At 56.2% G+C, this 18,119-nt stretch carries 18 protein-coding genes; 12 read left to right on the top strand and 6 right to left on the bottom strand.

Annotated elements, in window-relative coordinates; genetic code table 11:
* The first annotated feature begins 3 nt into the window (after nucleotides 1-3).
* From DFO57_RS07795 to DFO57_RS07780, 4 genes are all read left to right on the top strand, one after another.
* Complete coding sequence (locus DFO57_RS07795) at nucleotides 4-1,083, top strand: phosphotriesterase (RefSeq protein WP_013024400.1); 1,080 nt, start codon at nucleotides 4-6, stop codon at nucleotides 1,081-1,083.
* A 12-nt stretch (nucleotides 1,084-1,095) separates the two neighbouring features.
* The gene (locus tag DFO57_RS07790; RefSeq protein ID WP_014595188.1) at nucleotides 1,096-1,851 is read left to right on the top strand and encodes a glutamine amidotransferase; all 756 of its coding nucleotides are present in this window, start codon (nucleotides 1,096-1,098) and stop codon (nucleotides 1,849-1,851) included.
* A complete protein-coding gene (locus tag DFO57_RS07785) occupies nucleotides 1,851-2,966 on the top strand; it encodes a M20 family metallopeptidase (RefSeq protein WP_072136358.1) in 1,116 nt (371 codons plus the stop codon). The genes DFO57_RS07790 and DFO57_RS07785 overlap by 1 nt, the downstream gene beginning before the upstream one ends.
* A 155-nt stretch (nucleotides 2,967-3,121) precedes the next feature.
* Nucleotides 3,122-3,490, top strand: a complete 369-nt coding sequence (locus DFO57_RS07780) for an SH3 domain-containing protein (protein ID WP_233255854.1) — start codon at nucleotides 3,122-3,124, stop codon at nucleotides 3,488-3,490.
* Nucleotides 3,491-3,643: 153 nt separating this feature from the next.
* Here DFO57_RS07780 and lptG read toward each other — a convergent pair whose 3' ends face one another.
* A complete protein-coding gene (lptG, locus tag DFO57_RS07775) occupies nucleotides 3,644-4,720 on the bottom strand; it encodes an LPS export ABC transporter permease LptG (protein ID WP_014606720.1) in 1,077 nt (358 codons plus the stop codon).
* The gene (gene lptF, locus DFO57_RS07770; RefSeq protein WP_014606721.1) at nucleotides 4,720-5,820 is read right to left on the bottom strand and encodes an LPS export ABC transporter permease LptF; all 1,101 of its coding nucleotides are present in this window, start codon (nucleotides 5,818-5,820) and stop codon (nucleotides 4,720-4,722) included. Before lptF ends, lptG begins: the two co-directional genes overlap by 1 nt.
* A 268-nt stretch (nucleotides 5,821-6,088) precedes the next feature.
* Here lptF and pepA point away from each other — a divergent pair, with 268 nt between their 5' ends.
* The 3 genes from pepA to DFO57_RS07755 all read left to right on the top strand — a co-directional run bounded on the left by pepA (nucleotide 6,089) and on the right by DFO57_RS07755 (nucleotide 10,989).
* Entirely contained in the window at nucleotides 6,089-7,600 is a 1,512-nt protein-coding gene (gene pepA, locus DFO57_RS07765) for a leucyl aminopeptidase (RefSeq protein ID WP_110015225.1), read from the top strand.
* Nucleotides 7,601-7,669: 69 nt separating this feature from the next.
* The gene (locus DFO57_RS07760; protein WP_110015224.1) at nucleotides 7,670-8,128 is read left to right on the top strand and encodes a DNA polymerase III subunit chi; all 459 of its coding nucleotides are present in this window, start codon (nucleotides 7,670-7,672) and stop codon (nucleotides 8,126-8,128) included.
* 5 nt (nucleotides 8,129-8,133) lie between these two features.
* Nucleotides 8,134-10,989: a valine--tRNA ligase gene (locus DFO57_RS07755; protein ID WP_089517655.1), complete on the top strand. Its 2,856-nt coding sequence runs from the start codon at nucleotides 8,134-8,136 to the stop codon at nucleotides 10,987-10,989.
* Between the two features lie 48 nt (nucleotides 10,990-11,037).
* On the opposite strand, the gene DFO57_RS22855 is transcribed toward DFO57_RS07755, so the two are convergent.
* Nucleotides 11,038-11,541: a hypothetical protein gene (locus tag DFO57_RS22855; protein ID WP_232285115.1), complete on the bottom strand. Its 504-nt coding sequence runs from the start codon at nucleotides 11,539-11,541 to the stop codon at nucleotides 11,038-11,040.
* 767 nt (nucleotides 11,542-12,308) lie between these two features.
* On the opposite strand from DFO57_RS22855, the gene DFO57_RS07745 reads away from it, so the two are divergent.
* A complete protein-coding gene (locus DFO57_RS07745; RefSeq protein WP_110015222.1) occupies nucleotides 12,309-12,845 on the top strand; it encodes a GNAT family N-acetyltransferase in 537 nt (178 codons plus the stop codon).
* 5 nt (nucleotides 12,846-12,850) lie between these two features.
* Here DFO57_RS07745 and DFO57_RS07740 read toward each other — a convergent pair whose 3' ends face one another.
* Nucleotides 12,851-13,612, bottom strand: a complete 762-nt coding sequence (locus DFO57_RS07740) for a tRNA-(ms[2]io[6]A)-hydroxylase (RefSeq protein WP_014595182.1) — start codon at nucleotides 13,610-13,612, stop codon at nucleotides 12,851-12,853.
* Between the two features lie 56 nt (nucleotides 13,613-13,668).
* Complete coding sequence (gene rraB / locus DFO57_RS07735) at nucleotides 13,669-14,091, bottom strand: ribonuclease E inhibitor RraB (RefSeq protein WP_013024385.1); 423 nt, start codon at nucleotides 14,089-14,091, stop codon at nucleotides 13,669-13,671.
* A 163-nt stretch (nucleotides 14,092-14,254) separates the two neighbouring features.
* Between rraB and argF the strand changes: the two genes are divergently transcribed.
* The 4 genes from argF (at nucleotide 14,255) to ridA (ending at nucleotide 17,388) form a co-directional block, all read left to right on the top strand.
* On the top strand, nucleotides 14,255-15,262 hold the full coding sequence (gene argF / locus DFO57_RS07730) for an ornithine carbamoyltransferase (RefSeq protein WP_110015221.1): 1,008 nt from the start codon (nucleotides 14,255-14,257) through the stop codon (nucleotides 15,260-15,262).
* Between the two features lie 245 nt (nucleotides 15,263-15,507).
* On the top strand, nucleotides 15,508-16,443 hold the full coding sequence (gene pyrB / locus DFO57_RS07725) for an aspartate carbamoyltransferase (protein ID WP_013024383.1): 936 nt from the start codon (nucleotides 15,508-15,510) through the stop codon (nucleotides 16,441-16,443).
* A gap of 11 nt (nucleotides 16,444-16,454) precedes the next feature.
* Nucleotides 16,455-16,919: an aspartate carbamoyltransferase regulatory subunit gene (pyrI, locus tag DFO57_RS07720; protein WP_013024382.1), complete on the top strand. Its 465-nt coding sequence runs from the start codon at nucleotides 16,455-16,457 to the stop codon at nucleotides 16,917-16,919.
* 82 nt (nucleotides 16,920-17,001) lie between these two features.
* Nucleotides 17,002-17,388 (top strand): 2-iminobutanoate/2-iminopropanoate deaminase, encoded by a 387-nt coding sequence (gene ridA, locus DFO57_RS07715; RefSeq protein WP_014606727.1) that lies wholly within the window; start codon nucleotides 17,002-17,004, stop codon nucleotides 17,386-17,388.
* 47 nt (nucleotides 17,389-17,435) lie between these two features.
* On the opposite strand, the gene DFO57_RS07710 is transcribed toward ridA, so the two are convergent.
* Nucleotides 17,436-18,080, bottom strand: a complete 645-nt coding sequence (locus tag DFO57_RS07710) for a cysteine hydrolase family protein (RefSeq protein WP_015701081.1) — start codon at nucleotides 18,078-18,080, stop codon at nucleotides 17,436-17,438.
* Nucleotides 18,081-18,119: the final 39 nt, after the last annotated feature.

The raw sequence follows: 18,119 nt of genomic DNA, 5'->3' as shown, positions 1-18,119 counted from the left end.
CCAATGAAACACTCTATTTTTCGGCATCCGGATCCCCTACCGCTCGGCATCAACAGCGGCTATGTCATGACGGTGCTGGGGCCGCTGCCGGTCAGTGAGATGGGCGTGACGCTGATGCATGAACACATTCTGCTGGATGCGTCCGGCAAGTGGGTGCCGCCCTGCTGCTGTGGCGATCGCCATTTAGCGGAAATGCCGGTGAGTATGGAAAACCTGGGCGAACTGTCGCTTAACCCGTTAATCAGCCGCGATAATTGCCAGCTGTTCGATGTGGATCTGGCGATTGAGGAGCTGATGAAGTTCCGTGCTCTCGGCGGTGACACGGTTGTCGATCCTACCAATATCGGCATCGGTCGGGATCCCAAGGCATTGCAGCGCATCGCCCGCCTGACCGGGCTGAACATCATCATGAGCACCGGCCTGTACCTGGAGCCTTCGCATCCGGAATGGGTGAAAACGATTAGCGTCGAGGCGTTAGCTGACAAGCTGATTTACGACCTGGGCGGCCGGGAAGAAAAACCCGAGGTACTCGCCGGGTTGATCGGTGAGATCGGCGTGTCCAGCCGCTTTACCGCCAGCGAGGAGAAATCTCTGCGGGCGGCGGGCCGGGCCAGTGCAGCAACCCGGGTGCCGATTGAGGTGCATCTGCCCGGCTGGGAGCGGCTGGGGCACAAGGTGCTGGATATTCTTGAACACGAAGGGGCCGATCTGCGCCACGTGGTGCTGTGCCACATGAATCCCAGCTTTGCCGACAAGCGCTATCAGCGTGAGCTGGCCCAGCGCGGTGCGTTTCTGGAATACGACATGATCGGCATGAGCTATTACTACGCCGACGAGTCCGCGCAGTCACCGTCCGACGAAGAGAACGCCCGCGCCATCCGTGAACTGATCGATGACGGCTTTATTGAGCAGATTTTGCTGTCCCAGGACGTGTTCCTGAAAACCATGCTGACCCGCTACGGCGGCCACGGCTATGGCTACATCCTTAAACATTTTGTTCCGCGCCTGAAACGCCACGGCGTGAGCGGCGAACAACTTGAAACCTTACTGATTGCTAACCCACAGCGCGTTTTTGGTGGGTAAGGGAGAACCGTAATGCAGAAGAAAATTTTACTGGTCGGGGAATCCTGGACCAGCACGTCCGTTCACGTTAAAGGCTTCGATCAGTTTGCCACCGCCACCTGGCACAATGGTGCAACCGACTTTATGGCGGCGCTGGCCGACAGCGACTATGCCATCACCTATATGCCCGCGCACGCGGCGGCGACCGAATTTCCGCTGACGCTGGCCGGGCTGCAAGCGTGGGACGCGATCATTCTGTCGGATATCGGCGCGAACACGTTGCTGCTGCATCCGGATACCTGGCTGAAGAGCCAGCGCACGGCGAACCGTCTGACGCTGATCCACGACTATGTGGCGGCGGGCGGTGCCTTGATGATGATCGGCGGCTACTTCAGTTTTCAGGGCATCAACGGCGGCGCGCGCTATCGCAACACGGCGGTCGAGAAAGTGCTGCCGGTACGCTGCCTGGCCTGGGACGACCGCATCGAAACGCCCGAAGGCTCTTATCCGAGCGTCACCGAATCCCATGCGCTGTTTACCGACATGCCCGACGAATGGCCGTGGTTACTGGGCTATAACGAAGTGGAAATGCACCCTGAAGGCAAACTGCTGGCAACCATTGCCGGCACCGCGCATCCGTTGCTGGCGGTGCGCGAATATCAGCAGGGCCGCTCGCTAGTGTGGACCAGCGATATGTCTGCCCACTGGTTGCCGCAGGAATTTGCCCAGTGGCAGGGTTATCGCCAGCTGTGGATCAACTGTCTTGACTGGTTAACGGTTCGCCACTGATGGCCCTTACCCGCACGGCGGATCTGGCGTTACAGCTGATCCGCTTTGATACCCTCAATCCACCGGGTAACGAAGCCGCCTGCATGATGTTTTTTGCCGGCTGGCTGGAGGAAAACGGCTTCGAGGTCACGCTGTCATCCTTCGGCGAAGGACGCCATAACCTGATAGCCCGCCTGCGCGGCGAGCAGGCCGGACCTGCGCTGGCCTTTACCGGCCATCTGGATACGGTGCCGCTCGGTAACGCCGACTGGCAACACGATCCCTTTGGCGAGATCGTGGACGATCGGCTCTATGGCCGGGGTTCGAGCGATATGAAAGCGGCCGTTGCCGCCTTTGCCGTGGCCTGCGTCACGCACCAGCAGGCCATTCGCCAGGGGCCGGGCGTGGTGCTGCTGATTACCGGCGGTGAGGAAACCGGCTGCGACGGCGCGCGGGCGCTGATCGATACCGCTGACCTGCCCGAGGTGGGCGCGCTGATCGTTGGCGAACCCACCGCGAACTATCCGGTTATCGGCCACAAAGGCGCACTGTGGCTGCGCTGTGAAACACGCGGTAAAACCGCGCACGGCGCGATGCCCGAGCTGGGCATCAATGCGATCTACCTGGCGGCCGATGCGCTGGGTAAAATTCAGCATTTCTCCCCCGGCGCGCCGCATCCGCTGATGAAACAGCCCACGATCAACGTCGGGCGCATCACAGGCGGCCTGAATATTAACTCCGTGCCTGACCGCACGCAGTTTGACGTGGATATTCGTAGCGCGCCCAATCTTCAGCACGCCACCATCCGTCAGCAGCTCAGCACCTTACTGGGCGAAAGTGTGACGATATCTACGCTGGTGGACCTGCCAGCAGTGCTCAGTGAAGGCGATCACGCATGGATTCAGGCGGTTTATCAACGATGCCAGCCATTGCATGATGCGCCCCTGGTGCCGCGCATTGTGCCCTACTTCACCGATGCTTCACTGCTGTTGCCCGCGCTGGGCAATCCGCCCTGCATTATTCTGGGCCCCGGCGAGCCATCGATGGCGCACCAGACCGATGAATATTGCCTGCTGAGTAGGTTAGCCGAGGCGGAGACGCTTTATGGTGCGTTGATTTGTGACGGAGTGCGATGACCTGTGAAGCGGTATTCTCCTGAAGCACGGCCGGGTGAAGGCGATCTGCCCTACAAGGTCGGCAACAATGCGGAGATGGTGTCGGTGATGTAGACGCGCTGCTGGCACGCCGCCCGGTAAACCCGATTTAGCTGTCTGTTAAAGCTGTTCGTAAGATGGCAGGAGAAAAAATCATAAGAGCACAGGCCGTGGTCACCGATGAATACAGGTCGGCATTCCCCGATCCGATTACGATTAAGGCCGACGAGATAGCCGTGGTGAGCCACTGCGATCTTGAATGGCGAGGATGGATATGGATTACGCTGCCCGATGGCAAAGCGGGCTGGGCGCCAGAGCAATACTTTTTGCCACTGAGCCCAAATGAGGTTGTCTGTCTGGAAGACTATAGGGCACAGGAGTTAACCGTCCATCCCGGTGAGGCCCTGATAGTGACGCAGGCGCTTAACGGCTGGTACTGGGCTGAGAAGCCTTCTGGGGAAAATGGATGGGTTCCTCAGGAATGCCTTACCTTACTAGATCGATAATCCAGTCTGTAAAACATCAGGGCAACCGGATGCACCTTTACTGGCACGTGACGATCGCCACCGCATCAGGCGGTGAAATTCAGGCGTTCGATTCGTCACCGACACCAGCCATAAAAAAAGGCCGCATCGCGCGGCCTTTCTGACTGTCAGCATCTATCGCCGTTTTATCAGCATAAACAGACTGATGGCAAAGAAGGCAAAGCTTGGCAGGATCGCGCCGAAAATCGGCGGCAGACCATAAACCAGGCTGAGCGGGCCAAAAATCTGATCCAGTACGTAGAACAGGAAGCCGAAGCTGATCCCGGTGACCACGCGCACGCCCATGGATACGCTACGCAGCGGACCAAAGATAAACGACAGCGCCATCAGCATCATGACCGCCACGGACAGCGGCTGGAAGATTTTGCTCCACATGTTCAGCAGGTAACGGCCAGACTCCTGACCACTTTGCTTAAGGTATTTGCTGTAATCGTAGAGGCCGGTAATCGACAAGGCATCCGGATCCAGCGCCACCACGCCCAGTTTGTCTGGAGTCAGGCTGGTTTTCCACTCGCCAGTCAGGCTTTGTGAGCCGGTGATTTGTTTCGGATCGGTCAGATTCGATTCGTCCACCTGAGACAGCACCCACAACTTCTTGTCTTTATCCCATTTCGCCGTTGCAGCATAGCGGACGCTCTGTAAACGGCGATCGTCTGTGAAGCTGTAAATGCTGACGCCGTCAATTTCATCGTCGCCTTTAACACGTTCAATGTAGATAAAGTTGTTGCCGTCTTTGGCCCACAAACCGCTCTGCGTCGACACCAGCGCGCCACCATAGAGCTGCTGCGCACGGAAGTTTCGCGCCATCTGCTCGCCCTGAGGGGCGACAAACTCGCCGATAGCCATGGTCAGCAGCACCAGCGGAATAGCCGTTTTCATCACCGACAGGGCCACCTGCATGCGGGTAAAGCCCGCCGCCTGCATGACCACCAGTTCACTACGCTGCGCCAGCGTTCCCAGCCCCAGCAATGCACCTAACAGGGCCGCCATTGGGAAGAAGATTTCGATGTCTTTTGGCACACTCAGCAAGGTGTAATAACCTGCATCCAGCGCGCTGTAGGCACCCTGTCCGGTTTTACGCAGCTGATCGACGAACTTGATAATGCCGGACAGCGAGACCAGCATAAACAGCGTCATCAGGATGGTATTAAATATCGTTTTACCGATATAACGATCGAGAACGCGAAACATCAGACCGATCCTCCGCGTGTAAAGCGCGCACGAATTCGACGCATCGGCACGGTATCCCACAGGTTAAGCACGATCGCTAACGCCAGATAACTGATATTCACCACCCACATCCAGATAGCCGGATCGAGGCGGCCTTTCGCCCCGCTTGAGCGCAGCGAACTCTGCAGCAGGAAGAAAATCAGGTACAGCAGCATCGCGGGCAGCATCGAGAGCACGCGTCCCTGACGCGGGTTGACCACGCTGAGTGGCACCACCATTAACGCCATAATCAGCACGGAAAAGACCAGCGTAATACGCCAGTGAAGTTCGGCCTTAAACTCAGGTGTTTTGTTCGATAACAGCGTAGCAAACGTGGCCTGGTCTACATCGTTAGGATCCAGCGTGGCCTGCTTATAACCTACGTAAGCCTGGTAGTTAGTGAAGTCGGTGATGCGGAAATCACGCAGCAACGCCGTTCCCTCGAAGCGAGTGCCTTTATCCAGGGTCACAATCTGTGAGCCGTCATTCTTTTGTTCCATATGGCCGCTGTCGGCCAGCACCACGGAAGGCCGCGCATTCCCTTTTGGCCGCAGCTGTGCCAGGAAGACATGGCCAAAATTGCTGCCCTTAACGTCTTCAACAAACAGTACGGTGTTGCCATCGCTGGATGTCTGGAACTTCCCGGCAGCCATTGCCGCTGCGCCGGGGTTCGCTTTAGCGTTTTGAGTGACCTGTTCCTGATAGCGCGACGACCAGGGGCCAAGCCAGATGACGTTAACCGCAGCCACTAACGAGGTGAACAGCATCAGCACCATCGCCGCTTTGACCAGCACCGCCTTACTCAGGCCGCAGGCATGCATAACGGTAATTTCACTTTCCGTATACAGCCGCCCGAGCGTCATTAAAATCGCCAGAAACAGGCTTAGGGGCAAAATAAGTTGCGCCATTTCAGGCACGCCGAGTCCTAACAGCGTCAGAACAAGGTTTGTCGGCACTTCGCCATCCACCGCAGCCCCTAAAATCCTTACCAACTTCTGACAGAAGAAGATCAACAGCAGGATAAACAGGATAGCCAGCTGGCTTTTGAGCGTTTCCCGAACCAGATATCTAATAATGATCACGCTTAATACGCCTGTGAAAACTTGTCTTTTTGCAGGAAAATCGCTAATTTCAACGCTTATTAGCCATTTTTCTTCATAAATGGCCGTCGTCGACGCTAAAAATGTATGGTAATCGCGTTTGGGTGGTGAAAAAACAACATCTTGTCACCCTGATTCATTATGACCTCCAGCAGCATGCTGTCATGTTGCTCTAATTAATAAATGGGTCACGAACGCGCTACATTCTAGCGGCAGCAGCGGCCGTTGTCTTTAAGATTCAGGAGAGTGCATGGAGTTCAGTGTAAAAAGCGGTAGTCCGGAAAAACAGCGCAGTGCATGCATTGTAGTTGGTGTTTTCGAACCGCGTCGTCTGTCACCGATTGCCGAGCAACTGGATAAGATCAGCGACGGCTATATCAGCGCCCTGCTGCGCCGCGGTGAACTGGAAGGCAAAGTGGGCCAGACGCTGCTGCTGCATCATGTGCCGAATATCCTGTCAGAGCGTATTCTGCTGATTGGCTGCGGTAAAGAGCGTGAGCTGGACGAGCGCCAGTACAAGCAAGTGATCCAGAAAACCATCAACACGCTGAATGACACTGGCTCGATGGAGGCCGTGTGCTTCCTGACCGAACTGCACGTCAAAGGGCGTAATACCTACTGGAAAGTGCGTCAGGCCGTCGAAACCTCGAAGGAGGCGCTGTATAACTTCGACCAGTTGAAGAGCAACAAAGCGGAGCCTCGTCGTCCCCTGCGTAAGCTGGTGTTTAACGTGCCGACGCGCCGTGAACTCACCAGCGGTGAGCGCGCCATTCAGCACGGGCTGGCGGTGGCCGCCGGTGTGAAAGCGGCAAAAGATCTGGGCAACATGCCGCCTAACATTTGTAATCCTGCGTACCTGGCATCTCAGGCGCGCCAGCTGGCGGATGCCTACAGCAAAAACATCACGACCCGCGTGATTGGCGAGCAGCAGATGAAAGAGCTGGGCATGAACGCCTACCTCGCGGTGGGCTCGGGATCGCATAATGAATCCCTGATGTCGGTCATTGAGTACAAAGGCAACCCGGATACTGACGCACGCCCGATTGTGCTGGTTGGCAAAGGGCTGACGTTTGACTCCGGCGGTATCTCCATCAAGCCTGCGGACAGCATGGATGAGATGAAGTACGACATGTGCGGTGCGGCCTCGGTTTATGGCGTGATGCGCATGGTCGCCGAACTGAATCTGCCGCTGAACGTAGTGGGCGTGCTGGTCGGCTGCGAGAACATGCCGGACGGCAAATCCATGCGTCCGGGCGACGTGCTGACCACCATGTCCGGTCAGACGGTTGAAGTGTTAAATACCGATGCTGAAGGCCGCCTGGTGCTGTGTGATGCGCTGACCTACGTGGAGCGGTTCGATCCGGAAGTGGTGATTGACGTTGCCACACTGACCGGCGCCTGCGTTATTGCCTTGGGTCATCACGTCAGCGGACTCTTGTCGAACCACAATCCGCTGGCGCATGAACTGATTGGTGCCTCGGAGCAGTCTGGCGACCGCGCCTGGCGTTTACCGATGGCCGATGAGTATCAGGAACAGCTGGAATCCAATTTTGCCGATATGGCGAACATTGGCGGCCGTCCGGGTGGGGCGATTACCGCAGCTTGCTTCCTGGCCCGTTTTGCGCGCAAATATAACTGGGCGCATCTGGACATCGCCGGTACCGCCTGGCGTTCAGGCAAGGCCAAAGGCGCCACCGGTCGTCCGGTGCCGATGCTGTCGCAGTTCCTGTTGAATCGTGCTGGCCTGAACGGCGACGATTGATCGTACGGACCACCGAACCCATCGGGGCGGAGCTTACTCCGCCCTTCTTTTCTTTAAACAGGCAATTCGATGAAAAACGCAACCTTCTACGTGTTGGAAACCGATGCATCCAGCGGTGGCTTAAGCGCCGTCGAAGCGCTGGTGTGCGATCTGGCGGAAACACGCTGGCGGGCCGGTAAGCGGGTGCTCATCGCCTGTGAAGATGAGCAGCAAGCCATTCGGCTTGATGAGGCGCTGTGGCAGCGCCCCGCCAACGCCTTTGTGCCGCACAATCTCGCCGGGGAAGGTCCGCGCTACGGCGCACCGGTTGAGCTGGCATGGCCGCAGCGTCGGGGCAATTCGCCACGCGACCTGCTGATCAGCCTGCTGCCGCAGTTCGCAGATTTTGCTACTGCTTTCCATGAAGTGATAGACTTCGTTCCTTACGAAGACGCTCTCAAACAGCTGGCGCGCGATCGCTACAAAGCGTATCGCAGCGTTGGCTTCCAATTGAATACGGCAACGCCGCCACAGCCGCAAACGACATAGCAGAAATGGATAAGACATATAACCCGCAAGATATCGAGCAGCCGCTTTACGAGCATTGGGAAAAGCAGGGCTACTTCAAACCGAATGGCGACACCAGCCAGGAAAGCTTTTGCATCATGATCCCGCCGCCGAACGTCACCGGTAGCTTGCACATGGGTCACGCCTTCCAGCAAACCATCATGGACACCATGATCCGCTACCAGCGCATGCAGGGCAAAAATACCCTGTGGCAGGCCGGTACCGATCACGCAGGCATCGCCACCCAGATGGTGGTTGAGCGCAAGATCGCCGCAGAAGAAGGCAAAACCCGTCAGGATTACGGTCGCGATGCGTTCATCGACAAAATCTGGCAGTGGAAAGCTGAATCGGGCGGCACCATTACCCGCCAGATGCGCCGCCTGGGCAACTCGGTTGACTGGGAGCGCGAGCGTTTCACCATGGACGATGGCCTGTCTAATGCGGTGAAAGAAGTGTTTGTGCGCCTGTACAAAGAAAACCTGATTTACCGTGGCAAGCGCCTGGTGAACTGGGATCCGAAGCTGCGTACGGCAATCTCTGACCTGGAAGTGGAAAACCGCGAGAGCAAAGGCTCGATGTGGCACATCCGTTATCCGCTGGCCGATGGCGCGAAAACCGCCGACGGTAAAGATTATCTGGTCGTCGCGACCACCCGTCCGGAAACCCTGTTGGGTGATACCGGCGTGGCGGTAAACCCGGAAGATCCGCGTTACAAAGATCTGATCGGTAAATTTATCATGCTGCCGCTGGTTAACCGCCTGATTCCTGTGGTGGGCGATGAGCACGCCGACATGGAAAAAGGCACCGGCTGCGTGAAAATCACCCCGGCGCATGACTTTAACGACTACGAAGTGGGCCGTCGTCATAAGCTGCCGATGATTAACATCCTGACCTTCGACGGCGATATCCGTGAAAGCGCCCAGGTTTATGACACCAACGGCGAAGCCAGCACCGCTTACAGCGACGCGATTCCTGCTGCGTTCCAGAAGATGGAGCGTTTTGCCGCCCGTAAGGCCATCGTGGCTGCGGTAGACGAGCTGGGCCTGCTGGAAGAGATCAAACCGCATGATCTCACCGTGCCTTACGGCGACCGTGGCGGCGTGGTCATCGAGCCGATGCTGACCGATCAGTGGTACGTGCGTACGGCACCGCTGGCAAAAGTCGCGGTTGAAGCGGTTGAGAATGGCGATATTCAGTTTGTACCGAAGCAGTACGAGAACATGTACTTCTCCTGGATGCGTGATATTCAGGACTGGTGTATTTCCCGTCAGCTGTGGTGGGGCCACCGTATTCCGGCCTGGTATGACAACGACGGCAACGTTTATGTGGGTCGTACCGAAGACGAGGTTCGCGCCGAGAACAACCTGGCCGCCGATGTGGCGCTGCGCCAGGACGATGACGTGCTGGACACCTGGTTCTCATCAGGCCTGTGGACCTTCTCGACGCTGGGCTGGCCGGAAAATACCGAAGCCCTGCGCACCTTCCACCCCACCAGCGTGCTGGTGAGTGGCTTCGACATCATCTTCTTCTGGATTGCCCGCATGATCATGCTGACCATGCACTTCATCAAAGATGAAAACGGCAAGCCGCAGGTGCCGTTTAAAACCGTCTACATGACCGGTTTGATCCGCGACGAAGAAGGCCAGAAGATGTCGAAATCCAAGGGTAACGTGATTGACCCACTGGATATGGTTGACGGCATTTCGCTGGAAGATCTGCTGGAAAAACGCACCGGCAACATGATGCAGCCGCAGCTGGCGGAAAAAATCCGCAAGCGTACCGAGAAGCAGTTCCCGAACGGCATTGAGCCATCAGGTACCGATGCCCTGCGCTTTACGCTGGCGGCGCTGGCCTCAACCGGCCGTGATATCAACTGGGACATGAAGCGCCTGGAAGGTTATCGCAACTTTTGTAACAAGCTGTGGAACGCCAGCCGCTTTGTGCTGATGAACACCGAAGACCAGGACTGCGGTCAGAACGGCGGCGAGATGACGCTGTCGCTGGCGGATCGCTGGATTCTGACCGAGTTCAACCACACGGTAAAAGCCTATCGTGAGGCGCTGGACAGCTATCGCTTCGATATCGCTGCCAACATCCTGTATGACTTCACCTGGAACCAGTTCTGTGACTGGTACCTGGAGCTGACTAAGCCGGTGATGAACAGCGGCAGTGAATCCGAGCTGCGCGGCACGCGCCATACGCTGGTTCACGTACTGGAAGCGCTGCTGCGCCTGGCGCACCCGATCATTCCGTTTATCACGGAAACCATCTGGCAGCGCGTGAAAGGCCTGAAAAACATCAGCGACGACACCATCATGCTGCAGCCGTTCCCGCAGTTTGATGCAGCGAAAGAAGATGCCGAAGCCAAAGCCGACATCGAGTGGATGAAGCAGGCGATCATCGCGGTCCGTAATATCCGTGCGGAGATGAACATCGCGCCCAGCAAGCTGCTGGATGTGCTGCTACGCGACTGCTCCCCGGCGGCCCAGCGCCGCGTTGAGGCCAACCGTAACTTCCTGTCACGCCTGGCGCGACTGGAAAGCCTGACCATTCTGCCTGCGGGCGAGAAAGGCCCGGTGTCGGTGACCAAAATCGTGGAAGGCGCCGAGCTGCTGATCCCGATGGCGGATCTGGTGGATAAAACCGCCGAGCTGGAGCGCCTGGCCAAAGAGCTGCTGAAGCTGGATGTGGAAATCGAGAAGATCCAGACCAAGCTGGCTAACGAAGGCTTTGTGTCCCGTGCCCCGGAAGCGGTCGTTGCCAAAGAGCGCGAGCGCGTCGCCGAGATGGAACAGTCAAAAGCAAAACTGATTGAACAGCAGGCGGTGATTGCCGCGCTGTAATCGTTCTGGTTTGCTTTCGCTAAAGCCCACGCGCCGACGTGGGCTTTTTTATGGCTTCATTTGCGGCGCATTGGGGAGTAGCGCGTTCAAGACCGCCGCCGTCGTCACCTTATCGCCCTTAATCAAGAGACAGTTCTGGCTCATGCCAACCAGGTCCGCTTTGGCTTTCTCATCTGCCTGCCATAGGAAGGCATTCCTTTTCAGCGCCCTTTGCCTGAGCGCCTTTAAACGTGCCGGGCAGATCAGGTGGGTTTCGCCGTTGGTAAATGCCTCGATGCCTGTAATCAAACGTGCATCGCCCGTCGCTTTACTGGGCCCCCAGACAGAAGTGGGGAAGTAATAGGCCGGGAAGTCTTTCGACGGCACGGAAAACACCTTTTCGTGCCAGGACGCCATGCCGACGATTTCAATCGCACGCTGATTAATCTGCACCAGCTGAACAGAAAACAGCGTAAACACGCCGAGGACCAGCCCAGGTGAAAACGCCAAAATGGGTTTGAAGCCATGATGCGCTTTTATTTTATTGGTCAACAGTGAGAACAGCGCCGGCATAAAGAGCAGCAGATATAAACCGGTAATAATAAAATACTGCAGCAGGGTATTTTTCGCTGAGAAATAGATATCACCTGGCAATAGAAACAACAGAGGAAAAAAAGAGAGAACAGAGACAGCAACAGAGAAAAGCGTGTAAGAGAGATTGATGCTAATGACATTCAGGCTTATTTCTGCCAGCAAAAAACGCCTTTTACATTTTGCAGTTAGTCCGTTCTCAGCCGACCGAATGCGCTTGAGCCTGGCAAGCAGCTGGCGCTGGCGCTGTTGCCGGTGGCGATTAATCCGGTGATTCACCAGGCTGTGTACGCACAAAGCCACAACGAATGCCGCGGGGAGAATCAGCCAGGCGCGTGTAGTGCTGCCAAAATAAAGCCATGTGAAAATAGTCAGGAAGGTGCTAAAGGTGGTGATCGCGCAGCAGCCTTCGTTATAGCGCCGCGTCGGGCGAGCTTTTTTGCCCTTTTGCGCGGAGGATATTGAACAGAACCCGGAGGGAATAAGTAACGTGACCGAAAATACGCTGAAAAACAGTATCGAGGTGATAAGAATAGCAATAACGCCAGTCACATTATTTATTATCAGCGGAAAAACATCCGGCCTGCCAATCCATTGAAAATATGCCCAGACGTTGATAAAGCCGACAATAATAAAGAAAGGGAAAAGGTCTTTAATGGTTTTAAAACTGAAACGGGAAAACACGTTATACGCCTCCATGCACGGTGAACATTATTGCTTTTGCCCGACGATAATGCTATTTCTGACGCATGTCTAACCTGATTCCGTCACGCTACCCCGTTATGATCCCTGATACTCAGCCGCAACCCTTGCTGCGTCCTATCGTCGCCGACGACAATCCTCATATCGCCCGGGTGATCCGCGACGTTTCTGCGGAATTTGGCCTGACGGCTGACAAAGGCTATACCGTGGCCGATCCCAACCTGGACCAGCTTTATGAACTTTACAACGCCGGGCACAGCGCCTACTGGATTGTGGAACATCAGGGAAAAGTGATGGGCGGCGGCGGCATTGCCCCCCTCGCCTGCAGCGCGCCGGATATCTGTGAGCTGCAAAAGATGTATTTCCTGCCGGGCATCCGTGGCCTCGGCGTGGCGCGTGAACTGGCGCTTTTAGCCATGGCGCACGCGCGTCAGCGGGGCTTTCGCCGCTGCTATCTGGAAACCACCGGCAGCTTAACCCGCGCCATTAAGCTCTATGAATCGCTGGGTTTTGCCCGCATCGACCATGCGCTGGGCTGTACCGGACATGGTGACTGCGAGTTCAGGATGCTGAAAACGCTGTAATGCGCTTAAAACGCCGGAACACCGCTGTGAAAGCGCAGCTCCGTGTCCGGTTCACTGATTAGCCTGGCCTCCGCTTCCCCAATCGCCCGCACGCGCGCCGAAATGTCTTTCGGTGAGATCTGCGCGGCCAGCGCCAGGTAATCCTGGTAATGCCGGGCTTCTGAACGCAGCAGCGAGATATAAAACTTCTCTAATTCGCTATCCAGATAAGGCGCCAGGCTGGCAAAGCGTTCGCAGGAACGCGCCTCAATATAGGCACCGCAAATCAGCTTATCCACCAGCGTATCGGGTTCGTGGGTGGTCACTTCACGCAGCAGGCCTTTGGCGTAACGGCTTGAGGTGATTTTCTGATAGACCAGCCCGCGCGCCTGCATAATTTCCCACACCTGATAAAAGTGATGCAGCTCTTCTTTAATCAGCAGCACCATTTTCTCAACCAGATCGTCCGCCCAGGGAAGCTCGTTACGCACAATAATGGCTTTGGTCAGATTTTTATGGGCGTTGATAAAATCGCTGTCGCCGTCCTCGCGGAAGATAAAATTCTCGTAAGGCTTCAGCCACGCCAGAATCCGGTCACCGCTGGGTTTGTCGGCAACGTATTTGCGGATCAGCCACACGGCGGTCTGGGCCGCTTTCAGTTCGCATACCAGATGGTCAGTGAGCAGCAGGGTCAGGTTTTCCGGTTTACGCGCCTCAAGGATCCAGGACTGAGGCGTGCGGCAGAGCAAAAACTGATGTATCGGTTCAAGTAAAGGTGCGTAATTCATGGATGTCAGACAGGGCCGGAGAACAGGAAAGGCGGAGCAGGCTCCGCCGGTGTTGATTAGTGGCGAATGCCGTTGTCGTCTTCGTCGATAGCCTCGCCGTCGTCTTCGTCGTCATCCTGGGCGTTCGGGTCTTCGAAGTAGGTACCCCAGCCGTCATAGTCGACGTTGTATTTGGCTACCAGGTTCACCAACTGCTCCACCTGGGCATCAATCAGCTCCGCTTTCAGCGCGCCTTCGCTGAGGATGTCCACACACATCACGGTAGTGCCGTCTTCCAGCTCCAGCTCTTCTGGCTCGGTGACTTCATAGCCCAGTTTAAAGGCGTCCACCGCCGCTTTTTCCAGCGAGTCGAAGTTGTTACAGGAGAGATGGTGCTCAATGGTATAGAGCGCATCGGGATCGCTGCCATCCTCTAACAGTTCTTCGATGATCAGCCGCGTCTCTTCACGCTGCTCTTCCAACAATGCTTCAAATGCCATGGCGATATCCTCTCTGAGTTCGGCAATAAGTGATTATTTTCCCATACTGCCTGTCGCGCCACTACACAAAACAGAAAAGATTATTCTCGCCAGGGTTGAAAATGCATATTCATACGGTTAAATTGAATTTTAATTCATTATAAACCCCGTACCGGAGTGCTGTATGAGTCAGTTGTATCAACGTCATTTCCTCAGGCTGCTGGATTTTACCCCGGCTGAGATTGACTACTTGCTTACCCTGTCCGCCGAATTAAAACGCGCAAAAAAAACCGCCAGTGAAACCCAGTACCTAAAAGGCAAAAACATCGCGCTCATCTTCGAAAAAGACTCGACCCGTACCCGATGCTCTTTCGAAGTTGCCGCTTACGATCAGGGGGCAAACGTCACTTACCTCGGCCCAAGCGGCAGCCAGATCGGCCATAAAGAGTCGATGAAAGACACCGCGCGCGTGTTAGGCCGAATGTATGACGGTATTCAGTATCGGGGTTACGGTCAGGCACTGGTCGAAACCCTGGCGGAACATGCTGGCGTGCCGGTGTGGAACGGCCTGACCACCGAGTTCCATCCAACGCAGCTGCTGGCCGATCTGCTGACCATGCAGGAGCATCTGCCAGGCAAGCCGCTCAATGAGATGACCCTGGTGTACGTGGGCGATGCTCGCAACAATATGGGTAACAGCATGCTGGAAGCGGCGGCACAGGTTGGCTTAGATCTGCGTATGGTCGCGCCGCAAAGCTGCTGGCCGGAAGCCGACCTGGTGGCTCAGTGCCGTCAGGTTGCCGAACAGACAGGCGGCAAAATCACCCTGACGGCCGATATTGCCGAGGGCGTGAAAGGCGCCGATTTCATCTATACCGACGTCTGGGTTTCCATGGGTGAAGCCAAAGCAGTGTGGGAAGAACGTATTGCCCTGCTGCGCGACTATCAGGTCAACCACGCGATGCTCGCGCTGACCGGCAATCCGCAGGTGAAATTCCTGCACTGCTTACCGGCCTTCCATGACGATCAGACCACGCTGGGCCGTCAGATGGCGGAACAGTACGGCCTGCAGGATGGCATGGAGGTCAGTAATGACGTCTTTGAGTCGGCGCACAGCATCGTATTCGATCAGGCGGAAAACCGGATGCACACCATTAAAGCGGTGATGGTGGCCACGCTGGGACAGCGCTAATCGGGTTGCCGCAAACGTTTACCTGTGGCGCGATTTTTCCTTGATGCGCATGCCTGATGGCGTATAATGCGCCACAATTTGCCGGAGGAAACATGCAACAGCATCGTGCACAATGTGACGCGCTACCTCGCCTCAACGCAGGCGGCACCGCTGTTTCTTTCCGTCATCGAACCGATCTTAAAAAAGCCCCTTTCTAAGGGGCTTTTTTTTGTCCGCAATCCGGCCGCGCCGCAGAGGAGAGAGCTATGGCTAACCCGCTATATCGCAAGCATATCATTTCAATTAACGATCTCAGCCGCGACGAGCTGGAGCTGGTCCTGCACACCGCTGCGCAGCTTAAAGCACATCCCCAGCCGGAACTGCTGAAACATAACGTGATCGCCAGCTGCTTCTTTGAGGCCTCGACCCGCACCCGGCTGTCGTTTGAAACCGCCATCCATCGCCTGGGCGCCTCTGCGGTGGGCTTCGCCGATGGCAGCAATACGTCACTGGGTAAAAAAGGGGAAACCCTGGCCGATACCATTTCGGTTATCAGCACCTACGTGGATGCCATCGTGATGCGTCATCCGCAGGAGGGCGCCGCGCGGCTGGCCACCGAGTTTTCCAACGGCATCCCGATTCTAAATGCCGGAGACGGCGCAAATCAGCACCCAACGCAAACGCTGCTGGACCTGTTCACCATTCGTGAAACCCAGGGGCGCCTCAGCAACCTGAACGTGGCGATGGTGGGTGACCTGAAATATGGGCGCACCGTGCACTCTCTGACCCAGGCGCTGGCGAAGTTTGACGGCAACCGCTTCTTCTTTATCGCCCCGGATGCGCTGGCGATGCCGGCATATATTACCGATATGCTGGACGAGCAGAATATCACCTGGTCACGTCACGACAGCTTTGAAGAGGTGATGCCGGATCTGGATATTCTCTACATGACCCGGGTGCAAAAAGAGCGACTTGACCCTTCAGAATATGCCAACGTCAAAGCGCAGTTTATTTTACGCGCCGCAGACCTGAACGGTGCGCGCGACAACATGAAGGTGCTGCACCCGCTGCCGCGCATCGATGAAATCACCACCGACGTGGACAGCACGCCGTACGCCTGGTACTTCCAGCAGGCCGGTAACGGCATCTACGCACGCCAGGCTTTACTGGCATTGGTTTTAAACAGCGACACCGCCCTGTAAGGAGTGACAGTATGAGCCAGGATAACAAACTGCAGGTCGAAGCCATCAAAAACGGCACGGTTATCGATCACATCCCTGCGCAGGTAGGCTTTAAGCTCCTGTCGCTGTTTCGCCTGACCGAAACCGACCAGCGCATCACCATCGGCCTGAATCTGCCGTCGGGGGAGATGGGCCGCAAAGATTTGATTAAGATCGAGAACACCTATCTCACGGAAGATCAGATCAATCAGCTGGCGTTTTATGCGCCGCACGCCACCGTCAACCGCATTGATGACTATGAAGTGGTGGCCAAGATCGCCCCTGCGCTACCGGATCGCATCGATCGGGTGCTGACCTGTCCGAACAGCAACTGCATCAGCCGCAGCGAACCGGTGTTCTCCAGCTTCGCCGTGAAGCATCGCGCCGATGAGGTACACCTCAAGTGTAAATACTGTGAGAAAGAGTTCGCCCGTCATGTGGTATTGGGTCACTTTTAATCGGCCCTACCGCGCTTATAATGAACCGCGTTTTATGGCGGGCAGCGCCTTTGCTGCCCCGGCCTTACTCTAAGGAGAAATGATGTCTCGTGAAATCAGTACGGAAAAAGCCCCAGCGGCTATCGGCCCCTACGTGCAGGGCGTTGATCTCGGCAGCATGATCATCACCTCGGGTCAGATTCCGGTGAACCCGGCCACGGGCGACGTTGCTGAAGACGTATCGGCACAGGCGCGCCAGTCGCTGGAAAACGTGAAGGCGATCGTCGAAGCGGCGGGCCTGAAGGTTGCCGATATCGTGAAAACCACGGTATTCGTGAAAGATTTGAATGACTTTGCGACCGTAAACGCCACCTACGAAGCCTTCTTTACCGAGCACAATGCGCCCTTCCCGGCGCGCTCCTGCGTGGAAGTGGCCCGTCTGCCCAAAGATGTGAAGATTGAGATTGAAGCGATCGCGCTGCGTCGCTGAATCTGACCGCGCACGGCACTGACCGTGCGCGTTTTTGCACACTGCCCTTACCTTTCCTGGTATAGCACTCCCCGCGCCCGTTGATTTGAGCGGTAAAGCGTATCACGCACCGGCAACATACCATTGTCCACGCACGTCAGCCACTGCTGGGTTGAAAGCACCGCCGCAAAATTTGACTGCAATACCACACAAAATACCCGATGGATCTCTTCTGCGCTCGCCTGTCCTGCCTGATTCTTATATGGCAGCGATCCGCTGGCATCATGAAGGTATTCTACGGCGGTTCCCCTGTGCCAGGCGTGGTTAATGGTGGAGGCATTACAGTTGTGGGTCATGTAACCCGTAACGGTAAGCGTATTAATATCGCGCTCTGCCAGCCACTCCGCCAGTTGCGTGCCGGCGTAGGCGCTGGCACGGGATTTTTTTAGCAGAAGATCGTGCGGACGTGAAGCCACGGTGGGATGCAGTTGCCAGCCGTCGCTGTCTACCGCAAACAAGGGGGCATCAGCAGGCGAGGTCTGCTGCACCACAATCACCGGGATCCCCGCCTCACGCGCCTTATCCATGACAAGACCAATATTGGTCAGCGTTTCATCAGGGCTGGGATATTCCAGTGGAAGATTGCCGCTAAAATACTCATTCTGAACATCAATTACGATCAAGGCGCGCTTTGCGGTGAAGGTTGTGACCATTAGCAGAACTCCTCTGAAAATGCCGGGCTGACGGTGCGC

This window comes from Pantoea sp. AG702, assembly GCF_003182295.1.
Taxonomy (GTDB): Bacteria; Pseudomonadota; Gammaproteobacteria; order Enterobacterales; family Enterobacteriaceae; genus Pantoea; species Pantoea ananatis.
The sequence above is the reverse complement of the archived record's forward strand: the minus strand, read 5'-3'. Positions and strand labels throughout refer to the sequence as shown.